At 33.8% G+C, this 23,323-nt stretch carries 21 protein-coding genes; 18 read left to right on the top strand and 3 right to left on the bottom strand.

Annotated elements, in window-relative coordinates; translation table 11 throughout:
• Positions 1 to 462 precede the first annotated feature (462 nt).
• Positions 463 to 1,152 (top strand): NUDIX hydrolase, encoded by a 690-nt coding sequence (locus EDB96_RS01435; RefSeq protein WP_057115563.1) that lies wholly within the window; start codon positions 463 to 465, stop codon positions 1,150 to 1,152.
• An 11-nt stretch (positions 1,153 to 1,163) separates the two neighbouring features.
• Here EDB96_RS01435 and EDB96_RS01430 read toward each other — a convergent pair whose 3' ends face one another.
• On the bottom strand, positions 1,164 to 2,162 hold the full coding sequence (locus tag EDB96_RS01430) for a GntR family transcriptional regulator (protein WP_134138880.1): 999 nt from the start codon (positions 2,160 to 2,162) through the stop codon (positions 1,164 to 1,166).
• 101 nt (positions 2,163 to 2,263) lie between these two features.
• Here EDB96_RS01430 and EDB96_RS01425 point away from each other — a divergent pair, with 101 nt between their 5' ends.
• The 5 genes from EDB96_RS01425 (at position 2,264) to EDB96_RS01405 (ending at position 8,516) form a co-directional block, all read left to right on the top strand.
• Positions 2,264 to 3,316, top strand: coding sequence for an aldose epimerase family protein (locus tag EDB96_RS01425; RefSeq protein WP_134138879.1), 1,053 nt, complete (start codon positions 2,264 to 2,266; stop codon positions 3,314 to 3,316).
• 35 nt (positions 3,317 to 3,351) lie between these two features.
• A complete protein-coding gene (gene galK / locus EDB96_RS01420; RefSeq protein WP_134138878.1) occupies positions 3,352 to 4,512 on the top strand; it encodes a galactokinase in 1,161 nt (386 codons plus the stop codon).
• 17 nt (positions 4,513 to 4,529) lie between these two features.
• Positions 4,530 to 5,588 (top strand): UDP-glucose--hexose-1-phosphate uridylyltransferase, encoded by a 1,059-nt coding sequence (locus EDB96_RS01415; protein WP_134138877.1) that lies wholly within the window; start codon positions 4,530 to 4,532, stop codon positions 5,586 to 5,588.
• 254 nt (positions 5,589 to 5,842) lie between these two features.
• Positions 5,843 to 7,528, top strand: coding sequence for a sodium/sugar symporter (locus EDB96_RS01410; RefSeq protein WP_057115558.1), 1,686 nt, complete (start codon positions 5,843 to 5,845; stop codon positions 7,526 to 7,528).
• A gap of 208 nt (positions 7,529 to 7,736) precedes the next feature.
• Positions 7,737 to 8,516 (top strand): SDR family oxidoreductase, encoded by a 780-nt coding sequence (locus EDB96_RS01405; protein ID WP_134138875.1) that lies wholly within the window; start codon positions 7,737 to 7,739, stop codon positions 8,514 to 8,516.
• Between the two features lie 149 nt (positions 8,517 to 8,665).
• Here EDB96_RS01405 and EDB96_RS01400 read toward each other — a convergent pair whose 3' ends face one another.
• On the bottom strand, positions 8,666 to 9,556 hold the full coding sequence (locus tag EDB96_RS01400) for an AraC family transcriptional regulator (RefSeq protein WP_134138874.1): 891 nt from the start codon (positions 9,554 to 9,556) through the stop codon (positions 8,666 to 8,668).
• Positions 9,557 to 9,729: 173 nt separating this feature from the next.
• Here EDB96_RS01400 and EDB96_RS01395 point away from each other — a divergent pair, with 173 nt between their 5' ends.
• From EDB96_RS01395 to EDB96_RS01375, 5 genes are all read left to right on the top strand, one after another.
• Positions 9,730 to 11,382, top strand: a complete 1,653-nt coding sequence (locus EDB96_RS01395) for a UxaA family hydrolase (protein WP_134138872.1) — start codon at positions 9,730 to 9,732, stop codon at positions 11,380 to 11,382.
• 37 nt (positions 11,383 to 11,419) lie between these two features.
• On the top strand, positions 11,420 to 12,184 hold the full coding sequence (locus EDB96_RS01390) for an SDR family NAD(P)-dependent oxidoreductase (RefSeq protein WP_134138871.1): 765 nt from the start codon (positions 11,420 to 11,422) through the stop codon (positions 12,182 to 12,184).
• Between the two features lie 98 nt (positions 12,185 to 12,282).
• A complete protein-coding gene (locus EDB96_RS01385) occupies positions 12,283 to 13,143 on the top strand; it encodes a fumarylacetoacetate hydrolase family protein (protein WP_134138869.1) in 861 nt (286 codons plus the stop codon).
• A gap of 4 nt (positions 13,144 to 13,147) precedes the next feature.
• Positions 13,148 to 13,483 (top strand): L-rhamnose mutarotase, encoded by a 336-nt coding sequence (locus tag EDB96_RS01380; RefSeq protein ID WP_134138868.1) that lies wholly within the window; start codon positions 13,148 to 13,150, stop codon positions 13,481 to 13,483.
• Positions 13,484 to 14,014: 531 nt separating this feature from the next.
• Positions 14,015 to 14,620: a hypothetical protein gene (locus tag EDB96_RS01375; protein WP_134138867.1), complete on the top strand. Its 606-nt coding sequence runs from the start codon at positions 14,015 to 14,017 to the stop codon at positions 14,618 to 14,620.
• A gap of 227 nt (positions 14,621 to 14,847) precedes the next feature.
• On the opposite strand, the gene EDB96_RS01370 is transcribed toward EDB96_RS01375, so the two are convergent.
• A complete protein-coding gene (locus EDB96_RS01370) occupies positions 14,848 to 16,098 on the bottom strand; it encodes an NAD(P)/FAD-dependent oxidoreductase (protein ID WP_134138865.1) in 1,251 nt (416 codons plus the stop codon).
• Positions 16,099 to 16,199: 101 nt separating this feature from the next.
• On the opposite strand from EDB96_RS01370, the gene hutH reads away from it, so the two are divergent.
• The 7 genes from hutH (at position 16,200) to EDB96_RS01335 (ending at position 23,307) form a co-directional block, all read left to right on the top strand.
• The gene (gene hutH, locus EDB96_RS01365) at positions 16,200 to 17,720 is read left to right on the top strand and encodes a histidine ammonia-lyase (protein ID WP_134138864.1); all 1,521 of its coding nucleotides are present in this window, start codon (positions 16,200 to 16,202) and stop codon (positions 17,718 to 17,720) included.
• Positions 17,721 to 17,758: 38 nt separating this feature from the next.
• Positions 17,759 to 18,988 (top strand): WG repeat-containing protein, encoded by a 1,230-nt coding sequence (locus EDB96_RS01360; RefSeq protein WP_134138862.1) that lies wholly within the window; start codon positions 17,759 to 17,761, stop codon positions 18,986 to 18,988.
• 9 nt (positions 18,989 to 18,997) lie between these two features.
• Positions 18,998 to 19,729 (top strand): 3-oxoacyl-ACP reductase FabG, encoded by a 732-nt coding sequence (gene fabG, locus EDB96_RS01355; protein ID WP_057115547.1) that lies wholly within the window; start codon positions 18,998 to 19,000, stop codon positions 19,727 to 19,729.
• Positions 19,730 to 19,812: 83 nt separating this feature from the next.
• Complete coding sequence (locus EDB96_RS01350) at positions 19,813 to 21,048, top strand: beta-ketoacyl-[acyl-carrier-protein] synthase family protein (protein WP_057115546.1); 1,236 nt, start codon at positions 19,813 to 19,815, stop codon at positions 21,046 to 21,048.
• Complete coding sequence (locus EDB96_RS01345; protein ID WP_057115545.1) at positions 21,041 to 21,295, top strand: acyl carrier protein; 255 nt, start codon at positions 21,041 to 21,043, stop codon at positions 21,293 to 21,295. Before EDB96_RS01350 ends, EDB96_RS01345 begins: the two co-directional genes overlap by 8 nt.
• The gene (locus tag EDB96_RS01340; RefSeq protein WP_134138861.1) at positions 21,295 to 22,179 is read left to right on the top strand and encodes a lipid A biosynthesis acyltransferase; all 885 of its coding nucleotides are present in this window, start codon (positions 21,295 to 21,297) and stop codon (positions 22,177 to 22,179) included. The genes EDB96_RS01345 and EDB96_RS01340 overlap by 1 nt, the downstream gene beginning before the upstream one ends.
• Positions 22,180 to 22,404: 225 nt before the next feature.
• On the top strand, positions 22,405 to 23,307 hold the full coding sequence (locus tag EDB96_RS01335; RefSeq protein WP_134138859.1) for a dialkylrecorsinol condensing enzyme DarA: 903 nt from the start codon (positions 22,405 to 22,407) through the stop codon (positions 23,305 to 23,307).
• The last annotated feature ends 16 nt before the right edge of the window (positions 23,308 to 23,323 follow it).

Below are 23,323 nucleotides of genomic sequence, written 5' to 3'. Positions count from 1 at the left end.
AACATTTGTAAATTTAAACAAAAATAAGTCTCATAAAAAAATAAAATTATCAGAACAACTGGTTGCAAAAAACATATTTCATAATTTTGCCTTGGAAACAAGCATTCTTAAAGGGATTGAACCAAAATATCTTTAAACAAATAAAAAGTTAAGAATCTGAAAAATTGACAAAAAAAAGCAAAAACCATTTGTTTTATAACAACAATCTCAATTTTTGAATTGTGAATATGAAATAATAATCCTAGTGTATATCTCTTTTAAAAATGTTTCTACCTTTGACTCGTTATTTTGATTTGAAATTGAGAAGATTAATAAGTAAAAAACAGCTTTACCTTAGCAATTAATATCGAATATACATAAATATTCTTATTCGCTGCTATTTAACATAAGTGTAAAATCAACATTAATAAATTATGAAAGGTTTTAAGAAGTTTATATATTTACGGTCCAAATTAATTACATATGCTAAATAGTTATAGTTCTGCCGATAAAGTTTTACTGGCGGTTGACTGCATCATTTTCGGATTCGATCATGAGGGTCTGAAAATACTTTTAATCAAGAGAGATTTCGAACCCGAGAAAGGAAAATGGTCTTTGATTGGAGGGTTTTTAAAACGTGACGAAGTTTTAGATGCAGCAGCTATCCGAATACTAAATACCTATACTGGTCTTAACGATATTTATATGGAGCAGTTGTATGCTTACAGCGAAATCGATCGTGACCCCGTAGAAAGAACTATTTCGGTTTCTTATTTTGCTTTGATTAATATTGAAAATCACAACGCAGAATTAATTAAAAATTATCACGCGGAATGGTTTCCAATTAATGATGCACCAAACTTAATTTTTGACCATAATGAAATGGTACAAAATGCCATTAAGAGACTTCGTTACAAAACTTCTGTAAAGCCAATTGGTTTTGAATTACTTCCTGAGAAATTTACCATGCGCCAGCTTTTAGAATTGTATGAAGCGATTTTGAGCAAAGAACTGGACAAAAGAAACTTCATCAGTAAAATTAATTCTTTAGAAATCTTAAATAAATTAGACGAAAAAGATATGCAGTCTTCTCGAAAAGGTTCTTATTTATACACCTTTAATAAAGAGAAATACGAAGAAAAATTACTCAACGATTTTGTTCTAAATTTATAATTGACACGTCGCTATAAAGAATTCCTTACTATAAGAGCAGATTTATTTTCGATCTGCTCTTTTGTTCCTTTCAAAACCATATCGGCCAGAATTTTTCCCATCAATTCAAAATTGGTTGAAATGGTTGTAATTCCGTTGGCAGCAATTTTCTTTAAAGCGGTTTCATTATAAGATATAATTCCAAAATCTTCGCCTAATTTTAGTTTTCGATTTATGGCATTTTCTATAACCAAAAGCAGATCGCGGTCATGAGGAATAATATATAAATCTCCTAAAGCAATAGATTGATTGCTGAAATCCGAAATAATTTCGTAATCATAATTGTATTCCTGACAGAAAGATTCAAAACCAAGTTTCATTCCCGGCGGCTCTCTAAAACCTGAAAAAATCAAAATCAGTTTTTTATATTTTTCCAATCTTTTTTTGGCTTTCAGTAATCCTTCAAAAATATCTTTTTGATGATTTTGATAAATAGCTGGAAACATTTTTAACTCTGGATTAGTCTGATCCAAAATAATTACATCGGTTACTGGTAGGGTTTTTATAGAATCGACGATATCGTTTAAGTTCGTCGGCATGATTATATATTTTGTGTAATTTCCGTTGCTGTCATTTATCAGTTTTTTGAAAACTTGAACATTAAAATGATGAAAGAAAATATCAACCTGAACATTTTTACCAATATTTTTTAGGAACGAATTATAAATATCTTCTTTAAAAATATTAAGCTCGTCAAAAAGAAGAAAAACCTTCTGAGTAATAGTGATTTCAACACTTTTTACATAATAACCTTTTCCTGGAATAGCGTAAATAATTCCTCTTTTTTTCAATTCGTCATACGCCAGAAGCACTGTGTCGCGCGATAAAGAAAAGCCTAAACAGACTTTATTGACCGATGGAAGACGATCTCCTTTTTTTAAATTGCCCTCTTCAATCGCTTTTTCTATTGAAAGAATAATCTGCTTATATTTTGGAAGCCCAATATTATTTTGAATTGAAATGATGTTCACAATAAAGTCATTTTGACTATTAATACTAAAAACTGGTAGGTACTGGTATGCAAAGATAGAGAATGTTTCTATTTTTGGATTTCATTTTTGGTAAAAATAATATGGAAATAAAACACATATCGCATTTAAAGGAGACTCATAATTGCAAATTGTTTGGTTTAATGCCCAATAAAGAAGAAATTTATTCTTTTGAATTGTGTAACAAAAACGGAATGAAAGTTCAGGTCATCAATTATGGTGCAACAGTAACTTCCATCCAAATTCCTTTGAATGAAAAATCGATAGATGTTGTTTTAGGATTTGATAATCTAGAAGCTTACTTAGAATCTTATAATTTACCAAGCGCTCCTTATTTTGGAACTACTGTTGGCCGTTATGCCGGTCGTATTCATAATGGAGCTTTTAGCATAGATGATAAAAAATTTCAGCTTGACGGAAATAATAATGGCAATACGCTTCACGGAGGCAATATGGGATTTGGGAGAAAAGTCTGGAGCGTAACTAATGCTTCAACCGGCGAAAATCCTTCTATTACTTTTGGTCTTTTGAGTGAGCATTTAGATGAAAATTTTCCTGGTGAAATGACCGTTTATTTGACCTATACTTTAAATGAAGAAAACGAACTGCAATTAGAATACAAAGCTGTTTCTACAGAAGATACCGTTATCAATTTGACACATCATAGTTATTTTAACCTTGACGGACATGATGGAAATGTTTTAGAGCAACAAATGTTTATCAAATCGGATAAAATGTTGGAGACCAATCCAGATAATATCCCGACTGGAAATTATACCGATTTAACCAATCATGATTTTGATTTTAGAAATACTAAAAACTGCCCGTTTCCAATTGACAATTCTTTTGTGGTGAATTCTAAAACAGAAATCGTAGCACAGCTAATCAGCTTAAAAAACAAACTGAGAATGAATGTCTACACCGATCAGCCTAGTGTACATATATATGTAGGAGGAAATTGTTTTGGAAAATTAAAAGGAAAAGAAAATGTCGATTACAATGCGCAAAGCGGTATTTGTTTTGAAACTCAAAATTTTCCAGACGCACCTAATCATAGTCATTTCCCAAATGCTGTTTTGAAAAAAGGCGAAGAGTATACTCAAAAAACGCTTTACAAATTTGAAAATTTAAACTAACCAAATTCCAAAACCACCATTACACTCACTTTATAATGAATGATATTTTAATACAAAACACTGTTGCTTTTTTTGAGAAATCTTTTGGATCTTCTCCTCAAAAAAAGGTACTTTCTCCAGGAAGAATTAATATTATTGGAGAACATATTGATTACAATGATGGTTATGTTTTACCAGCTGCAATTGACAAAGTAATTTGCTTTGCTTTTGAAAAAAACAATACTAAAACTTCTAAGGTAATTGCAATCGATTTAAATGAAGAATTTGAAATTGACCTGACTGAAGAAGTAAAATTGAGTGATGTGGTTTGGACTAATTACATTCGAGGTGTAATTAAACAATTGCAGGATAACGGATTTTCTTTTGAAGGTTTCAATTGTGTTTTCAGCAGTAATATTCCGGTTGGCTCTGGACTATCTTCTTCTGCGGCTTTAGAATGCGGAATGATTTTCGGAATCAAATCGCTTTTCGATTTAAAAATTGAGAAAGTTGACATTTCATTATTAGGACAAAAAGCAGAACACTGGGTGGGTATTAACTGCGGTATTATGGATCAGTTTTCAAGTGTTCATGGTCTTGAAAATAAAGTGATAAAATTGGACTGCAACACTTTAGATTTCGAATATCACAATGCCGATTTTAAAGATTATTCATTGATTTTATTAGATTCTAATGTGAAACATTCGCTTTTTACATCAGAATACAATACCAGAAGAATCGAATGCGAAGAAGGTTTATCAATCATAAAAAGTCATTTTCCAGAAGTAAAAAGTTTTAGAGATGCTTCAGAAGCACAGGTTTTGAGTCTTAAGGATAAAATGACTGAAAAAGTTTTCAGCCGAGTTCATTTTGTGGTTAAAGAAATTAATCGTGTCATAAAAGCGTGCGAAGCTTTAGACAAGGGAAACATCGAACATCTGGGAGAATTACTTTTTGAAACTCATTATGGTTTATCACAGGAATATGAGGTAAGCTGCGAAGAGTTAGATTTCCTTGTAGATACTGCAAAAAATGACGAATCTATCATAGGTTCTAGACTTATGGGAGGCGGTTTTGGAGGTTGTACAATTAATTTAGTTAAAAAAGGTCAAGAAAATGAGGTAAAACATAAGTTTTCAAATCTTTATTTAGATAAATTTGGAATTGAATTAAAATTCTATGATGTAAAAATCTCAAACGGAACAACACTACTTTAATACCACAACACACTACAATGAAAAATTTTGACATTAACGAAGATCCTCACAGACGCTTCAATCCTCTAATCAACGAATGGGTCTTAGTTTCACCTCATCGTGCAAAACGCCCTTGGCAGGGACAAAATGAAACTATTTCTACGGAAGAACTTCCAAAATACGATCCCACTTGTTATTTATGTCCGGGAAATGTTCGTGCCAATGGAGAAACTAATCCAGTATACGAAAACAGTTTTGTTTTTGAAAATGATTTTGCTGCGATGAAGCAAGAGGAAATTATTTTTGAAGACGATATTAAACATACTTTCTTTAAAGTAAAACCAGAACAAGGAATTTCGAGAGTGGTTTGCTTTTCGCCAAGACACGATTTGACTCTCCCAGAAATGGAAATTGCAGATATTGAAAATATTATTAAAACCTGGCAGAAAGAATATACTGATTTAGGAAACATCAAGTACATTAACCACGTCCAGATTTTTGAAAATAAGGGAAGTGTAATGGGCTGCAGCAACCCGCATCCGCATGGGCAAATCTGGGCACAGTCTTCTTTACCAACTCAGGTTGAAAAAACGCATAACAGTTTAAAATCATATTACGATAAAAATAGAAAAACATTACTGGAAGATTACGTGCAGGCCGAATTGAAAACTGGGGAGCGTATTGTAATTGAGAACGATCACTTTGTAGCGTTAGTGCCTTTTTGGGCTATTTGGCCATACGAAACTATGATTGTGAGCAAAAGAGCTGCCAACAAAATCACCGATTTTTCTGCTGAAGAAAGCAACGCTTTTGCTAAAATTTTAAAACAATTAACAACGAAGTACGACAATTTATTTAATACTTCTTTCCCTTATTCTTCAGGAATTCATCAATCGCCAACAGATGGATTTGATCATCCGGAATGGCATTTTCACATGCATTTTTATCCGCCGTTGTTAAGATCGGCAACGGTAAAGAAATTTATGGTAGGATATGAAATGTTAGGCGAATCGCAGCGTGATATTACACCAGAAAAAAGTGCTGAAATTTTAAGAAAGCTTTCAGATGTGCATTATAAAAGTCTGGTAAAAGCCTAATGGTTTGCTGGTGCAATAAAGCTAAATACTAAAAATTTAACACAATTTCGATTGAATAAATGTAAAAAACACATTTACCAGTAGCTGATTTCTAAATTTTTATTTTACATTTGGCTTCCGCTTTTATTTTCGTAAAAAAATAACAGAAATAAAACACATCTTGCATTTTTAACAAGATTACACAACATAAAAAACAATTTAAAACCAAACAAACAAATTTAACCCTATAATAATTATTTAAAATACTACTAACAATGAACCAAAACCTCGCTTTCGCAGATTATGCGGTTTTTATTATCTATTTTATCGTAGTCTCGGTCTACGGTTATACCGTTTATCGCAAACGTAAACAAGACGAACAAGATGCTAAAGCTTACTTTTTGGCTGAAGGAAATTTAACTTGGTGGGCAATTGGAGCTTCTTTAATTGCTTCTAACATTTCTGCAGAACAATTCATCGGAATGAGCGGTGAAGGTTTCTTTTTAGGAATCGCTGTTGCTGCTTACGAATGGCTTGCTGCCGTTGCACTTATTATTGTAGCTGTGTGGTTTATTCCTGTATATCTTAAAAACAAGATTTACACAATGCCACAATTCTTAAAAACACGTTACAACGAATCTACTGCTTTGATTATGGCAGTTTTCTGGTTGTTTTTGTACGTTTTTGTAAACTTAACTTCTATTCTTTATTTGGGAGCTGTTGCTATTAACGGTCTTGCTGGTGGAGAATATCTTCATGCTATTATGATCGGTTTGGCTGTATTTGCTTTATTTATTTCTCTTGGAGGAATGAAAGTTGTGGCTTATACAGACGTTATTCAGGTTGCTGTATTAATTATTGGAGGTTTGGTAACTTCTTATATTGCATTAGTAACTGTTGGAGAAAAGCTAGGAATAAGCAGTAGTGCAATCGAAGGATTCAAAGTATTAATGACTGAGGCGCCTGAGCATTTCAAAATGATTATTCCAAAACCAACTGCAGCTTCTTCTCAATTAGAAATTGACAAATATTTGACTTTCCCAGGTTTGATGTCTTACCTTGCTGGTATCTGGATTATCAACTTAAACTATTGGGGTTGTAACCAATACATTACGCAAAGAGCACTTGGAGCAGATTTACAAACAGCTCGTACAGGAATCTTATTTGCTGGTATGTTAAAATTATTAATGCCGCTTATCGTAATGCTTCCTGGTATTGCTGCTTACGTTTTATACACAAACGGACATTTACCTCAATTAGTTGGAGGAAAAGACGGAGCTTATTCTGCTGTATTAACTTTCCTTCCAACAGGATTAAAAGGTCTTTCTGTTGCGGCTTTAACGGCTGCGATCGTAGCTTCTTTGGCTGGAAAAGTAAACAGTATTTCTACAATTTATACATTAGATATTCATAAAAAATATATTCAAAAAGAAGCTGGAGAAAAACAACAGGTAAACATTGGTAGAATTGCCGTTTTTGCTGCAATGCTTTTAGCCGTTCTATTTACTTGGAATGACGTTTTAGGAATCGGTGGTGTCGGCGGATTTACATACATCCAAAAGTACACTGGATTCATCAGCCCTGGAGTTTTTGCTATGTTCTTCCTTGGTATGTTCTGGAAAAGAACTACTGGTGCAGCAGCAATCGTGGGTGTAATTTTAGGATTCGCATTGTCAGTTTTATTCAACGAATACGCTCCTGCATTATTTGGAAACGATACACTTTTATACACAGCTTATCCTAACGGAAAAGGAGCTTTCGAAATTCCGTTCCACATTTGTATGGGATTATCATTCTTCTTTACTATGTTAGTGATGATCTTGATGAGTTTCGCTGGTCCAAAAGTAAACCCTAAAGCATTCGAAACAGAACCAGGAATGTTTAAAGTTAAACCGCAGACAACAGTCTTAATCGTAATTACATTATTGATTATTGTGGCGCTTTATGTTAAGTTCTGGTAATAAATTATCAGTTCTATTCTCTCTATTTTTACAGCTGTTGTTTGTCATGAACAACAGCTGTAAATTTTTAAAAAAAGTTCTAACACATAGAAATAAAAGCCACGAATTACAATAATTTCCACGAATTAATTTTCTAAATAAAAAATTCTAGTTAATTCGTGTAATTCGTGGCAAAAAAAATCGCAATAAATTATAATACATAAAAATCATGCAGTTATCATTAACCCAAAAAATCATTATCGTTACTGGAGGCGCAAAAGGAATTGGTTTAGGAATCGTTAAAGTTCTAGCCGAAGAAAATGCAATTCCGTTTATCGTTGGACGTAACGAAAATGATAACATCAAAGCCGTAGAAGAATTAAAAGCCACTGGAAAAGAAGCGCATCAAGTTGCTGCCGATCTTACCAAACCTGAAGACTGTAAAAAAGCCGTTGAAGCCGTAATCGCAAAATTCGGCAGAATTGACGGACTTGTAAATAACGCCGGCGTTAATGACGGTGTAGGATTAGAGAACGGAAATTATGAAGATTTCGCTGCTTCGCTTCATAAAAATTTAGTGCATTATTATCTAATGGCACAGCATGCGCTTCCATATTTGAAAGAATCAAAAGGAGCAATTGTAAACATTGGTTCTAAAACTGCCGAAACAGGACAAGGCGGAACCTCAGCTTACGCTGCTTCAAACGGAGGACGAAATGCTTTAACGAGAGAATGGGCAGTTGAATTATTAAAATACAGTATTCGTGTAAACGCTGTAATTGTAGCCGAATGTTACACACCGCTTTACGAAACGTGGATTAATACTTTTGAAAATAAAGAAGAAAAACTAGCCGCAATTACAAAAAATATTCCGCTAGAAAACAGAATGACAACAGCAGAAGAAATTGCTAATATGGTGGTTTTCTTATTGTCTGAAAAATCAAGTCATACTACTGGACAGATTATTTATGTTGATGGAGGTTATACCCATTTAGATCGATCTATTTAAAATATTTTTTTTGCCACGAATTACACGAATTAACTACAATTTTTTATTTAGAAAATTAATTCGTGGAAATTGGTGTAATTCGTGGCTATATTTTTTATTTCACGCAGATCTAGCAGATTGGGCAGATTGGGCAGATTTAAAAAATCCCTTTAATCTTTATAATCTGTGGCAAAACTCATCTTCGCATTATTTTTAAAATCAGATGGCGTTATTCCTTTAACTTTTTTGAAAAGTTTATTAAAATTTGAAGCCGTTTTATAACCGCATTCGTATGCAATCTCAGACATACTTTTATCCGTTTCAAGCAGTAATTTACAGGCATTCGAGATTCTGATTTCGTGTAGGTAATCAACAAAATTTTTCTTCGTTTTAACTCTGAACATTCTACAAAAAGAAGTCCGAGTCATATTCGCGACAGCGGCAATTTCTTCCAAGGAAATATTCTTCTTGTAATTTTTATTCACATATTGAAAAACTTCTGAAAGACGATCTACTTTCGAATCCTTCTGCATCAAAGAATAAATTTCGTCGTTGATATAAATTGTATCTTGACTTTCTGAAAGAATAGACAAAATCTCAAAAAGTCCGACAATTACCTCAAAGTCTTTTTTTGAAACTAACTTCTCCAGTTTTTTAGCAATCTGCTTATTAGTTTTTCCGATAATCGAAATCCCTTTTCCAGCCTGAAAAAAGAGTTCGTTGATTTTTTGGGTTTCTTTTAATTCGTAAAAAGTCGGTCCGAAAATATCTTTATGAAAATATACGACAATCGAATTCGCTTTTAAGTCCTCAATTCCCTGATAATATTTTTCATCATTCAGCCAAACGTGCGGAATATCAGAACCTAAAAAAACCATATCGCCGGGTTCAAATGGCATTACCGAATTTCCGATAATTCGCTTGCCAAAACTCTCTTTTACATACACCAATTCTAATTCGGGATGCGAATGAAAGGGCGCCTGAAAAAAAGGCTCAACACGATTTAATACCGAAACTTTTGTATTGAGATAAGACGCTATTTTGGTTTGTTCCAATTTCATTCTGCAAAGATAATTAAAGATTATACACGGATAATATTAGACTAATAATAAAAGGCTAAAAAAACTAATTTTATTTTTCGTTTACTGCCCAAATTTTAGTGAAATCAAAGTGCTTAACTCCTTCCCTAACTACAGCAAACGACAACACAAAAAAGAAAAAAAACAACAAGACAATGCTTGATACAACTAAAAAATTAGTCGTAAAACTGCATCCAGAAGATAATGTTCTGGTAGCTTTAACCGACTTAACAAAAGGAGAATCTATTCTTTTTGAAAACGAAACTTACGTTTTACAAGATCTCATCAAAGCCAAACATAAATTCTACATGCAGGACATGAAGCAGGGAGAAGAAGTAAACATGTACGGTGTTTTGGTCGGAAAAGTACAATGCGATGTGGCAAAAGGTAGTTTAATGACGACTGAAAACCTTAAACACGCCGCAGATCCTTACGCTTACAGAAACGCTTCTTACGAATGGAATGCGCCTGATGTTTCTAAATTTGAAAACAGAACTTTTAAAGGTTATAAAAGAAAAGACGGACGTGTTGGAACGGCCAATTACTGGCTTTTTGTTCCGACAGTTTTTTGTGAAAACAGAAATCTTGACGTCATCAAAGAGGCGTTGCACAAGCAATTAGGTTATGCTGTAACAGACAAATACAATCAATTTACGCACGAATTACTGGAAGGTTATTTGAACGGAAATGACATTAACGATATTAATATTGAATTAAATCCGACTCCAAAAAACAAACGTGTTTTTGAAAATGTAGACGGAATTAAATTCTTAAATCACCAAGGAGGCTGTGGTGGAACGCGTCAGGATGCTTCTACTTTGAGCGCTTTATTGGCTTCTTATGCCAATCATCCAAACGTTGGCGGAATCACGCTTTTGAGTTTAGGATGTCAGCATTTACAAGTTCAGGATTTTGTAAATGATGTAAAAAGACAAAACCCAGAATTTGACAAACCGTTGTTTATTTTTGAACAGCAGCAGACAGAAAGCGAAGAAGTTTTGATTACTAATGCCATCAAAAAAACATTTGAAGGTTTAATCGAAATCAACCAATATGAAAGAACCGATGCGCCTTTGAGCGATTTATGCATTGGTGTAAAATGCGGTGGAAGCGATGGTTTCAGCGGTGTTTCTGCAAATCCTGCTGTGGGTTATACTTCTGATTTAGTGGTAGCTTTAGGCGGAAAAATTCTTTTGGCTGAATTCCCAGAATTATGTGGAGCTGAACAGAATTTAATTGACAGATGTATTACGGAAGATAAAGCCAAAAAATTCATAGATTTAATGGAATCTTATGATGAACTGGCGCATAAAGTGGGTTCTGGTTTCCACATGAATCCGTCACCAGGAAACATCAAAGACGGATTAATTACAGATGCTATCAAAAGTGCTGGAGCGGCCAAAAAAGGCGGCACTTCTCCTGTTGTTGATGTTTTAGATTACACCGAATTGGTTACAAAACCAGGTTTAAGTTTGGTTTGTACACCAGGAAATGATGTAGAAGCAACAACTGGAAAAGCGGCTTCTGGAGCGACTTTAATTTTATTTACTACTGGATTGGGAACTCCGACAGGAAACCCAGTTTGTCCTGTAATTAAGGTGGCGACAAACTCTGTTCTAGCAACCAGAATGAAAGATATTATCGATATTGACTGCGGACCAATCATTAGTGGTGAAAAATCTATTGAAGAAATGGGCGAGGAAATTTTAGAATACTGCATTAAAGCGGCAAGCGGCGAAATTATTCCGAAAGCAGTTCAATTAAACCAAGACGATTTTATTCCGTGGAAACGCGGCGTATCTTTGTAAAAGACTATTAAAAACAACTCATAAAAATTTATATCAAATGTTTTCATTACAAAATAAAAAAGCAATTATCACGGGCGGGGGAAGCGGAATCGGAAGAGCGATTTCGGTTTTATTTGCTAAACAAGGAGCTGAAGTTCACATTTTAGAATTGACTGAAGAAAGTGCAAAAGAAACCGTTGAAGAAATAAAATCAAACGGCGGAAATGTTTTCGCGCATGCCTGCGACGTTTCGAACCACGAACAAGTAAATTCAACTTTCCAAAAAATCGGAAATATCAATATTTTGGTAAACAACGCTGGAATTGCTCACGTTGGAAAAGTAGACACAACTTCAGAATCTGATTTTGACAGAATTATGAATGTAAACGTAAAAGGGGTTTACAACTGTCTTCACGCTTCGATTCCTGCTTTAAGAAGTTCTGGTGGAGGTGTTATTTTGAACTTAGCTTCTATTGCTTGCTGGGTTGGAATTCCTGATCGTTTTGCTTATTCTACTGCAAAAGGCGCGGTTATGGCGATGACTTTATCAGTAGCAAAAGATTATTTAAATGATAAAATCAGATGTAATTCTATTTCTCCTGCACGAGTTCATACGCCTTTCGTAGACGGATTTATTGCTAAAAATTATCCTGGAAAAGAAGAAGAAATTTTCGAAAAATTATCTCAGTCACAACCAATCGGACGTATGGGGAAACCAGAAGAAATCGCAACTTTAGCATTATTCTTATGCAGCGACGAATCTTCTTTCATCACAGGTTCAGACTACCCAATTGATGGCGGATTCATCAAATTGAACAACTAAAATATTAAAAAAAACATAGCCACGAATTACACAAATTTCCACAAATTTTAATTCGAGAAAATTCGTGTAATTCGTGGCAAGAAACTAAAAATTAAAATATGAAACTTATAAGATTTGGAGAAGAAGGAAAGGAAAAACCAGGTGTTTTACTTAATGATAAAAGATATGATGTTTCGTCTATCGTAACAACAGATTATAACGAAGCTTTTTTTGAAAATGACGGATTAGCAAAATTAGAAGAAGCTTTAAAAAACAATCCATCTTTACCAGAAGTAAGCGATTCAGTACGTTTAGGTTCGCCGGTTGCGCGTCCTTCAAAAATTATCTGCATCGGATTAAATTATGTAGATCACTGTGAAGAAACTGGCGCTGCAATTCCAGAAGAACCAATTATTTTCTTCAAATCAACCACTTCTTTATGCGGGCCAAATGATAATTTGATTATCCCAAAAAACAGCGAAAAAACAGACTGGGAAGTAGAATTGGCATTTGTTGTAGGCAAAAAAGCGAGCTATGTTTCTGAAGAAGATGCTCCAAACTATATCGCAGGATACTGTCTTTTAAACGATTACAGCGAGAGAGCTTTCCAGATCGAGCGTGGCGGACAATGGGCAAAAGGAAAAGGTTCTGACACCTTTGCTCCTCTTGGACCAACAATGGTTACACCAGACGAAGCTGGAGATGTAAATAACCTAAAAATGTGGCTGACTGTAAACGGAAAAACATTTCAAAACAGTAATACTTCAAACTTGATTTTTAAAATTCCATTCTTGGTTCATTATCTAAGTCAGTTTATGACCTTGCTTCCTGGCGATGTTATCAGTACAGGAACGCCTCCAGGAGTTGGTTTAGGAATTAAACCAGATCCAATTTACATTAAAGCAGGCGACGTAATCGAATTAGGAATTGAAGGTTTAGGCACAAGTAAACAAACTGCTGTAGCTTATCAACAAAAATAAAATTATGGTAGCTCAAAAATTTTGTCTTGCACTAGACTTAAAAGACGACGCAAATTTAATTGCAGAATACAAACACTTACATGAAAATGTGTGGCCGGAGATAAAAAAAAGCATTCAAGATGCTGGAATTTTAGTTTTGGATATTTATTGCACAGGAAATAGATTGTTTATGATCATCGAAGGCGACGAAAATTTCTCTTTTGAGAAAAAAGACAAAGCCGACGCTGAAAATGAAAAAGTTCAGGAATGGGAAACTTTAATGTGGAAATTCCAGCAAGCTTTACCTTGGGCAAAACCAGGACAAAAATGGATTTTGATGGATAAGATATTTGAATTGTAATTGATTAAAAATATTCCGTTAGGAATATCTGATCGGTAGAAAAAAATATTGTCGTTTTGCATTAATGTCCTGTAGGGACATCTGATTTATAAAAATGTACCCGTCAATTAATCAAACGTTCCTACGGAACGTTCAACCGTAACTCAAATTTAATTTCTACCGACGAGACATTCCTACGGAATGAATCTAGAAACGTTTTTTTTTGATAAACAAAGCCCTGATTATTCAGGGCTTTTTTTCTTTTTGAATATTTAGTAAATACTCTATGTTGGCTATCAAATGATCGTGTATTTTGACAGACGGATTTTTTTCATTCCAGACATAAACTACCGAACAAAACTAATTTTTCTTTTTAAATCTGCATTTTCTCAGCTGATAGAAAAACAAATTTTGAAATAAAGCAGATTCCAAAATTGGAATCCGTTTTTTGTTTTTGAAAAAAATAACAATAATATTTTAACATGAAATAAATTATTATTCATCCTTTTGATTACTTTTAGCAGCTAAAAATAAACCTCAATTAACCAAAAAATGAAAAAATTAATTATTGCATGCTTACTTATTTCTGGAGCCGCATTTGCTCAAGATATGAATGTAGTGAAGGGAAACTTTGACTTTTTAAAAGATCAAAAAGAAATCAACACAGAATTTGATTATAGTAATTTTACTATGATGAAAGAAAACAAACCGGAATCACAATATGTTGAAGAGCATATAGCCGATTTAGACAAAAAAGCAAAAGGAAATGGAAATCTTTGGCACAAAAGATGGGTTGTAGCAAAAGATCAAATCTGGACTCCTAAATTTTTAGAAATCGGAAATATTGTAATGACAAAAGCTGGTAAAGAGGTCAATTTTCAGGAAGGATTAAACACACCTTACACTTTAATTGTGCAAACGGTTTGGATTTATCCAGGATGGGATGCAGGAATTATGAAACAGCCGGCAAAAGTTACTACCAATTTAAAGTTTGTTGAAACAGCAAATAAATCAAATGTCTTATTAGAAATTTCAAGTGTTGATGCACCCGGAGATCAATGGGGAAGCAATTTTAATAACGAAACTAGAATTGGAGAAGGATACGCAAAAACAGCAAAATCATTATCCAAACTTTTATTAAAAAAAGCTTTTAAATAAAAACCACAAATATTCCGCAGGAATATCTCATCGGTATAAAAAAATATTGTCGTTTTGCATTAATATCCTGTAGGGACATCTGATTTACGGAAATAATATACCTGAATCGATTAATCACACGTTCCTACGGAACGTATTATCGCAATTCAAATTTCATATTCTACCGACGAGACATTCCTACGGAATGAATCTAGAAAATGAATTATCTTTCTATAAAAAAGCCCTGATTATTCAGGGCTTTGTTCTTTTTGCATATTTAGTAAATACGCCATATTGGCTATGACATGATCATGTTTTTTCACAAACGGATTTTCTTCATTCCATACATAACCCGCCAGAACAGAACAAATTTTTTCTTTTACATCTGGATTTTCTGGCTGATGGAAGAATAAAGTCTGAAGATTTCCAGTATACCACTCTTTCACGTAAGTGGTAAAAACTGCAATTCCGTTTTTCATGTATTGGGTAAATTCAACTTCCCAGTCAACAGGAATTCCCTGCGATTCTTTCAAATATAATTTTGCCGCCAGCATTCCAGATTCGGTTGCAAAGGCAACTCCAGAAGAAAAAACTGGATCTAAAAATTCAGAACTATTTCCAGTCAACGCAAAACCATCGCCGTACATTCTTTTTACCGCTCTTGAATAGTTTTCTAATTTAACAGGTTCGAACAAAAATTCAGTTCCTTTAAATCTTTTAATATAATAATCAGACTTCTGAATAGCATTTTTCAAAGCGTCAGCATTATCTTTATTTTCAGAAAGCGAATTGATAAAATCTGTCGGACCAACAACTCCCAAACTTGTATTTCCATTCGAAAACGGGATTACCCAAAGCCATACTTCTGTTTCCAAAATATCAAAAGAAATCTGAGTCCCTTCCTCTCCTTCTGGTCTGTTAATATCTTTTACATGCGTAAAAATAGAAGAATGCGGATCTAATTTCGAAGGCGTATCCAAATCTAAAAGCCTTGGAAGAACACGACCATATCCGCTAGAATCAATTATGAATTTAGCGTGAATCTCTTTTAAGTTCCCGGCTGCATCTTTTACAATTGTTTTTGAATTCTTTCCTTCAAAAGAAACTTCCAAAACCTCTGTTTCAAACTCCAAATCAATTCCTTTACGCACAATTTCCTGTGCCATTGTATTGTCAAAATCAGCACGAGGAACCTGCCAGGTCCAATCCCACCCTTCACCAAATTTTTTACTAAAATCAAAAACACAAATTTCTTCTCCTCTAATAAAACGAGCTCCTAGTTTTTTCTCGAAGTTCATCGCATCCAGTGCCTCAAACAATTCTGCCTCAGCAAAATGGTCCATAACACGAGGAATAAGACTTTCGCCTACTACCAGTCTCGGAAACTTCGTTTTTTCTACAACTTTAACCTTAACATTGTTTTTAAAAAGATAGGATGCCGAAACACAACCAGATGGTCCTGCACCAATCACTAAAACATCAACAAACTCCTTTGTCATATTAGAATTATTATCATTAATTAACCTACATTTGCCTACATCAAAATAACTACATTTATTTTGATAAATAAAATTAAATTAGCACAACCAAAATCGATTTAATGAATACAATTAATGAATATTTAAGTTTAACGGAATTTGAAGCCATAATATTTGGAAATCAAAAAGTTAAAATTAGTGATGTCGTTCTAAACCGCGTAAACGAGAGTTTTAACTTCTTAAAAGAATTCTCAGGAAACAAAGTTATATACGGAGTAAATACTGGCTTTGGTCCAATGGCTCAATATAGAATTAAAGAGTCTGATCAAATTCAATTACAATATAATTTAATTAGAAGCCACTCTTCTGGGACAGGAAAACCATTAAGTCCTGAGTGTGCAAAAGCTGCAATTTTAGCAAGATTAAATACTTTGTCTTTAGGAAATTCAGGAGTTCATTCTTCTGTAATTCATTTAATGGCAGAATTAATCAATAGAGATATTACGCCCTTAATTTTTGAACACGGCGGCGTGGGTGCCAGCGGTGACTTGGTACAATTATCACATTTAGCTTTAGTGTTAATTGGTGAAGGCGAGGTTTTTTATAAAGGAGAAAGAAGACCAACACCAGAAGTTTTCGAAATTGAAGGTTTGAAACCAATTCAAGTAGAAATTAGAGAAGGTCTGGCATTAATCAACGGAACTTCTGTAATGACAGGAATTGGAGTTGTAAATGTTCATTATGCTCAAAAATTATTAGATTGGTCGCTAAAAGCTTCTTGTGCAATTAACGAATTGGTTCAAGCTTATGATGATCATTTCTCAGCAGAATTAAACCAAACCAAACGTCATAAAGGACAGCAGGAAGTGGCAGAAAGAATGAGACAAAATCTTTCTGACAGTACTTTGATCCGCAAAAGAGAAGACCATTTATATTCTGGTGAAAATACCGAAGAAATCTTCAAAGAAAAGGTTCAGGAATATTATTCACTAAGATGTGTGCCTCAAATTTTGGGACCAGTTTTAGAAACTATCAATAATGTTGCTTCTATTTTAGAAGACGAATTTAACTCTGCAAACGACAATCCAATTATAGACGTAAAAAACAAACACGTTTATCACGGAGGAAATTTCCACGGAGATTATATTTCGCTTGAAATGGATAAACTGAAAATCGTTATTACCAAATTAACGATGCTGGCAGAACGTCAATTGAATTATTTATTGAATTCAAAAATCAATGAAATCCTTCCTCCATTTGTAAACTTAGGAACATTAGGATTTAATTTCGGAATGCAGGGAGTACAATTCGTTGCAACTTCAACAACTGCCGAAAACCAAATGCTGTCAAACCCAATGTACGTTCATAGTATTCCAAATAACAATGACAATCAAGACATTGTAAGTATGGGAACAAATGCTGCAGTAATCACGTCAAAAGTTATTGAGAATTCTTTTGAGGTTTTAGCTATCGAATTAATTACAATCGTTCAGGCAATTGATTATTTAGCACAAAAAGATAAAATTTCGTCTGTTACTAAAAAATGGTACGACGATGTTCGCACTATAATTCCAGAGTTTAAAGAAGATCAGGTAATGTATCCTTTTGTGCAAAAAGTAAAAGATTATTTGATAAACAGTTAATTCTGTACTTCACATTATTAATATTGAATCTTAAAATCATGAAAAAAACATTTATTTTTTTGTTGCTGTGCTGCATTCAATTTGTTAATAGTCAAGAATTGGCATTAGTTAAAAAGAATTCAAAAATTGGATATATTACCAAAGATGGTTCTTTTAAAATCGAGCCTCAATACAAATCTGCCAGAAGTTTTTCTGAAGGATTAGCTGCTGTTGAAAATGGCGGAAAATGGGGTTTTATTGATACAAAAGGAAGCTGGATAATTCCTGCCTCTTTTGATGATGCAAAAGATTTTAACAGCGGAATTGCCATTGTAAAAACAGGAAAAGAATGGGTTTATATTGATAAAAAAGGAGAAATTCAAAAAGCTCCTGCTTCTGAAAAATTATTTGATTTTAGTAATGGAGTTGCTTTCATCAGACAAAATAATAAAGTTGGTTTGATTAACAATAAAATGACGGTTGTATTAGAACCAAAATACGATCAGATTAAACCTTTTGAAAATGGTTTTGCAAGAGTTGAACTCAACAAAAACTGGGGAATCATAAATACCGATGGAAAGGAAGTAGTTGAACCTGCTTACGCCGAAATCGGAAATTATTTCAAGAACACAACTTGGGCGAGAAAAGATAAAACTTTCGGATTAGTAAGTTCTGGAAAATTTATTCCAGTTGATGGAGCTGAAAAAATCTGGGATTTTGAAACCCAAGATTTGACGTATGCCAAAAAGAATGGAAAAATTGGTTATATCGATTTAAAAGGAAATTGGGCAATTCTTCCTATTTATGATAAAGGAAAAGCTTTCTCTAAAAATCTAGCGCCAGTTTTGGTTGGAAAAAAATGGGGATTCATTAATCCGAAAGGAGAATTTGTTATTGAACCAACTTACAGCGATGCAGAAGTTTTTAGTTCAAACGGCTTAGCTCCAGTAAAAGAAAGCAATTGGGGATTTATCAACGAATCTGGAAAACTGGTAATTCCAACACAATACGGCATCACTACAAATGCTATTATTGCGATGTTTGTACAGCAGGATAAAGGATTTATTGATGGTGTTGCGAGAGTAAAAAACGAAGGAAAATGGGGATTCCTTAAACCAGACGGAACTGTATTAAGCAACCAATGGTTTGAAAATGCTGAATTGTTTTCAAAATCGGCAGAAAGACCTCAGCAAGCATCTGCTCCAGCTGAAGCCCCAAAACAAGAAACAAAAACAACGAAAACTGCTGCCAAATCGACAACGAAACCAGCAGCTAAGAAAAAGAAATAAATTTCACTTATGAAGTGTGTATTAGTAACAGGCGGTTCGCGAGGAATCGGAAGTGCTATTTGTAAAAAACTAGCCGTAGAATCTGATTATCATATTCTGATTAACTATCATTCAAATCAAACAGCTGCCGAAGAAACATTACAAGAAATACAAAAATTAGGCGCAACAGGAGAAATTTTAGGTTTCGATGTTTCTAATTTTGAACAAGTACAAAACGTTTTAACGCAATGGCAGGAAGCAAATCCTGAAAAGTTGGTTGAAGCAATTGTAAACAATGCCGGAATTACAAAAGATGGGCTTTTTATGTGGATGACTCCAGAAGACTGGAACGGCGTTTTGAATACAAGTGTAAACGGTTTCTTTAATGTGACACAATTTTTTATTCAAAAAATGCTGCGCAATAAATATGGCCGAATTGTAAATATGGTTTCGGTTTCTGGAGTAAAAGGAACTGCGGGACAAACCAATTATTCGGCAGCAAAAGGCGCAATTGTAGCAGCAACAAAAGCTTTGGCTCAAGAAGTGGCAAAAAGAAATATTACAGTAAATGCTGTTGCCCCTGGTTTTATCAGAACTGATATGACAAGTGAGCTGGATGAAAAAGAATTATTAAAGCTGATTCCGGTAAATCGTTTTGGAGAAGCCGAAGAAGTTGCAGATTTGGTAAGCTTTTTGATTTCTAAAAAAGCAAGCTATATTACTGGAGAAATTATCAATATAAACGGCGGAATATATTCTTAAAGAATAGTATGTTTGCGAGATTATTTTAAGATTTTAAACATAGAAAATTACACTTTAAGGATAAAAAATTACTTTGAAAGACGATGAATAGAAGAGTTGTAATTACTGGAATGGGAATTTATTCTTGTATCGGAACTTCTTTAGACGAAGTAAAAGATTCACTATACCAAGGAAAATCTGGTATTCAGTTTGATTCTGAACGTAAAGAATTTGGTTTCCAATCAGCTTTAACAGGAATGGTTCCGAAAGCCGATTTAAAAAATTTACTGACTCGCAGACAGCGTATGAGCATTGGTGAAGAGACCGAGTATGCTTATATGGCAACTATAGAAGCATTGAAAAATGCAAATATTGATGATGCTTTTTTTGATGAGCATGAAGTGGGTATTATGTACGGAAATGACAGCGTTTCTAAAGCAATCATTGATGCAACAGATATTGTACGAGAAAAAAAAGACACAGCCTTAATTGGTTCTGGAGCAATTTTTAAATCGATGAATTCTACCGTAACAATGAATCTTTCGACGATTTTCAAACTTCGCGGTATCAATCTTACTGTGAGTGCAGCCTGCGCAAGCGGTTCGCATTCCATCGGATTAGCCTATTTTTTAATAAAAAGCGGATTTCAAGATATTATAATTACCGGCGGTGCACAGGAAATTAATAAATATGCCATGAGCAGTTTTGACGGACTTGGCGTTTTTTCTAACCGAGAAAGCGATCCTGAAAAAGCCTCAAGACCTTTTGATAAAGATCGTGACGGATTAATTCCGAGTGGCGGCGGCGCAACTTTGATTCTTGAAAGTTATGAGTCTGCAATCGCAAGAGGTGCCAATATTATTGCAGAAATCGGCGGTTACGGATTTTCTTCAAACGGCGGGCATATTTCAACTCCAAACGTTGAAGGGCCTGCAACAGCAATGAAACGTGCACTTGATGATGCAAAATTAAATGCTTCGGACATTGAATACATAAACGCTCATGCAACCTCAACACCTGTTGGAGATGCAAACGAAGCAAAAGCTATCTTTGAAGTTTTTGGAGAAAAAAATCCTCCTGTAAGTTCTACAAAATCAATGACAGGCCATGAATGCTGGATGGCAGGAGCCAGCGAAATAATCTATTCTACCTTAATGATGCAGCATGATTTTATTGCTCCAAACATCAATTTGGAAAATCCAGATGAAGATGCTTCAAAATTAAATTTAGTTAAAACTACGTTAAACAAAAAATTTGACATATTTTTGTCCAATTCTTTCGGTTTCGGAGGAACCAACTCTGCGTTGGTGGTTAAAAAGTTTAAATTGAACGATGAATAAAGAAGAGATTATAGCAAGAATTAATGGTTTTTTGGTTGATGAATTTGAAGTAGACAATGACGATATTGAACCAGATGCTAATTTAAAAGACACACTTGGATTAGACAGTTTAGATTATGTTGATCTAGTCGTTTCTATCGAATCTAATTTTGGTGTAAAACTGGTTGAAGCTGATTTTGTCGGAATTGCTACTTTTCAGAATTTCTATGACCTAATCGAAACTAAACTAAAAGCCAAAGCTGTTTAATGAGTCAATGGGATGGCAAATCAAAAGGAACAGTTTTAGGTTATAAAATATTCGTTTTTTTGATTCAAAAAGCGGGTGTCAAAGCCGCTTATGTCTTACTTTATTTTGTCGCTTCCTATTATTTTTTATTTCTAAGAAAAAGCAACAGAGCCATTTTTTATTATTTTAAAGAAAGGCTGCAATATTCCAGTTTCAAATCCAAGAAAATGGTTTTCAAAAGTTACTACACTTTTGGACAGACTATTATTGATAAAATTTCGATTTCTGCTGGTCTCAGAAATAAATTCACTTACGAATTTGACGGAATCGAAACGCTTAAAAAGCTCCTTGCCGAGAAAAAAGGCGGCGTTTTGATTAGCGCGCATGTCGGAAATTTTGAAATTGCAGAACATTTTTTTGGAGAAATAGATCTTGATTTCCAGATCAATCTAGTCACTACAGATTTAGAACATTCTGCGATTAAGAATTATTTAGAAACCGTTACCCAAAAACCAACCGTTAAATTTATCATCATTAAAGAAGATTTGTCTCATATTTTTGAGATCAATGCTGCTTTGGCCAATAACGAATTGGTTTGTTTTACTGGTGATCGTTATTTTGAAGGCACCAAATCTTTATCTGAAAACTTTCTTGGAAAAGAAGCAAATTTCCCAGCTGGTCCTTTTCTAATTGCTTCAAGACTTAAAGTTCCTGTAGTTTTTGTTTATGTAATGAAAGAGCCCAATCTGCATTATCATTTATATGCAAGAGAAGCAGAAGTAAAACACCGCGACGAAAAAGCACTTTTAAAAGAATACGTAAAAAGCGTTGAAAGTATTCTAAAAAAATATCCCCTTCAATGGTTTAATTATTTCGATTTTTGGAATGCTTTTAAAGGTTCATAGCTGCAAAGGCTAAAAGTTGCAAAGGTTTTTTTGAAAAAATAATTTTTACAAATCTTTTAATCTGTGGTAAAAACTAAAAATCATTTTTTGGAAGTTAAACCCAATTAACTACAAATGGTAAAAAATTCAGGAATTAGCGACAAACAAAACTTTGCGCATCAAATAAGAAAATTCGTTTAAATAAATTTACCTATTTTTGCTAACCACCAAAGCGAAAAAACCCAAATGAAAAATGTTCTCATAATTTATTATTCTCAGTCGGGGCAACTGGAATCTATTGCAAGAAACATTGCAAAACCATTTCTAAACTCAGAGAATATAAATCTCACTTTTCACGAAATACAATTAGAAAAACCATTTCCTTTTCCGTGGAATAAAGATTCTTTTTTTGATGCTTTTCCAGAATCGTTTTTACAGATTCCGACAGCATTAAAACCCGTTCCAGAAGAAATTTTAAACACAAAATTTGATTTGGTGCTTTTTCATTATCAGGTTTGGTATTTATCGCCTTCAATTCCGATTAATTCTTTTTTGAAAAGTGATGATGCGAAGAAAATTTTAAATAATACGCCTGTTGTTACCATCAGCGGTTCCAGAAACATGTGGATTATGGCGCAGGAAAAAATTAAAGTTCTGCTGAAACAAGCAAATGCAGATTTAGTTGGAAACGCCGCTTTGGTTGACCGCGTTGGAAATTTAATCAGCGTGATAACAATTGTAGAATGGATGTTTTCTGGTGTTAAGAAAAAGTATCTCGGTATTTTTCCGCTTCCAGGAGTTTCAGAAAAAGACATACAAGAGTCCAGTCAGTTTGGAGAAATCATATTAGATTCTTTAAACAATAACAATTTTGCTAATTTACAGGCAAAATTAGTCGAAGCTGGAGCTGTAAAAATAAGTTCGTATTTAGTGACTGTCGACAAAACAGCCAATAAAATTTTCAATAAATGGTCAAATATCATTTATAAAAATCAAAAAAACCGAAAACAGCTTCTTAAAGTATTTAATGTTTATTTATTCCTTGCGATATGGTTAATTTCACCAATAGTGTATATATTGCACCTTATTACCTATCCGCTTAAGTTAAAAACTATAAAAAAGGAAACTCAATATTATCAAGGAGTTTAGAAGACGAAATTTAGAT

The sequence above is a fragment of the Flavobacterium sp. S87F.05.LMB.W.Kidney.N genome, assembly GCF_004366435.1.
In the GTDB taxonomy this organism is placed as follows: Bacteria; Bacteroidota; Bacteroidia; order Flavobacteriales; family Flavobacteriaceae; genus Flavobacterium.
The sequence above is the reverse complement of the archived record's forward strand: the minus strand, read 5'-3'. Positions and strand labels throughout refer to the sequence as shown.

Excerpts from the sequence above, each read along its gene's own strand:
- EDB96_RS01435 (WP_057115563.1), top strand. The coding sequence starts at position 463 with ATGCTAAATAGTTATAGTTCTGCCGATAAAGTTTTACTGGCGGTTGAC.
- EDB96_RS01425 (WP_134138879.1), top strand. The coding sequence starts at position 2,264 with ATGGAAATAAAACACATATCGCATTTAAAGGAGACTCATAATTGCAAA.
- galK (WP_134138878.1), top strand. The coding sequence starts at position 3,352 with ATGAATGATATTTTAATACAAAACACTGTTGCTTTTTTTGAGAAATCT.
- EDB96_RS01415 (WP_134138877.1), top strand. The coding sequence starts at position 4,530 with ATGAAAAATTTTGACATTAACGAAGATCCTCACAGACGCTTCAATCCT.
- EDB96_RS01410 (WP_057115558.1), top strand. The coding sequence starts at position 5,843 with ATGAACCAAAACCTCGCTTTCGCAGATTATGCGGTTTTTATTATCTAT.
- EDB96_RS01405 (WP_134138875.1), top strand. The coding sequence starts at position 7,737 with ATGCAGTTATCATTAACCCAAAAAATCATTATCGTTACTGGAGGCGCA.
- EDB96_RS01400 (WP_134138874.1), bottom strand. The coding sequence starts at position 9,556 with ATGAAATTGGAACAAACCAAAATAGCGTCTTATCTCAATACAAAAGTT.
- EDB96_RS01395 (WP_134138872.1), top strand. The coding sequence starts at position 9,730 with ATGCTTGATACAACTAAAAAATTAGTCGTAAAACTGCATCCAGAAGAT.
- EDB96_RS01390 (WP_134138871.1), top strand. The coding sequence starts at position 11,420 with ATGTTTTCATTACAAAATAAAAAAGCAATTATCACGGGCGGGGGAAGC.
- EDB96_RS01385 (WP_134138869.1), top strand. The coding sequence starts at position 12,283 with ATGAAACTTATAAGATTTGGAGAAGAAGGAAAGGAAAAACCAGGTGTT.
- EDB96_RS01380 (WP_134138868.1), top strand. The coding sequence starts at position 13,148 with ATGGTAGCTCAAAAATTTTGTCTTGCACTAGACTTAAAAGACGACGCA.
- EDB96_RS01375 (WP_134138867.1), top strand. The coding sequence starts at position 14,015 with ATGAAAAAATTAATTATTGCATGCTTACTTATTTCTGGAGCCGCATTT.
- EDB96_RS01370 (WP_134138865.1), bottom strand. The coding sequence starts at position 16,098 with ATGACAAAGGAGTTTGTTGATGTTTTAGTGATTGGTGCAGGACCATCT.
- hutH (WP_134138864.1), top strand. The coding sequence starts at position 16,200 with ATGAATACAATTAATGAATATTTAAGTTTAACGGAATTTGAAGCCATA.
- EDB96_RS01360 (WP_134138862.1), top strand. The coding sequence starts at position 17,759 with ATGAAAAAAACATTTATTTTTTTGTTGCTGTGCTGCATTCAATTTGTT.
- fabG (WP_057115547.1), top strand. The coding sequence starts at position 18,998 with ATGAAGTGTGTATTAGTAACAGGCGGTTCGCGAGGAATCGGAAGTGCT.
- EDB96_RS01350 (WP_057115546.1), top strand. The coding sequence starts at position 19,813 with ATGAATAGAAGAGTTGTAATTACTGGAATGGGAATTTATTCTTGTATC.
- EDB96_RS01345 (WP_057115545.1), top strand. The coding sequence starts at position 21,041 with ATGAATAAAGAAGAGATTATAGCAAGAATTAATGGTTTTTTGGTTGAT.
- EDB96_RS01340 (WP_134138861.1), top strand. The coding sequence starts at position 21,295 with ATGAGTCAATGGGATGGCAAATCAAAAGGAACAGTTTTAGGTTATAAA.
- EDB96_RS01335 (WP_134138859.1), top strand. The coding sequence starts at position 22,405 with ATGAAAAATGTTCTCATAATTTATTATTCTCAGTCGGGGCAACTGGAA.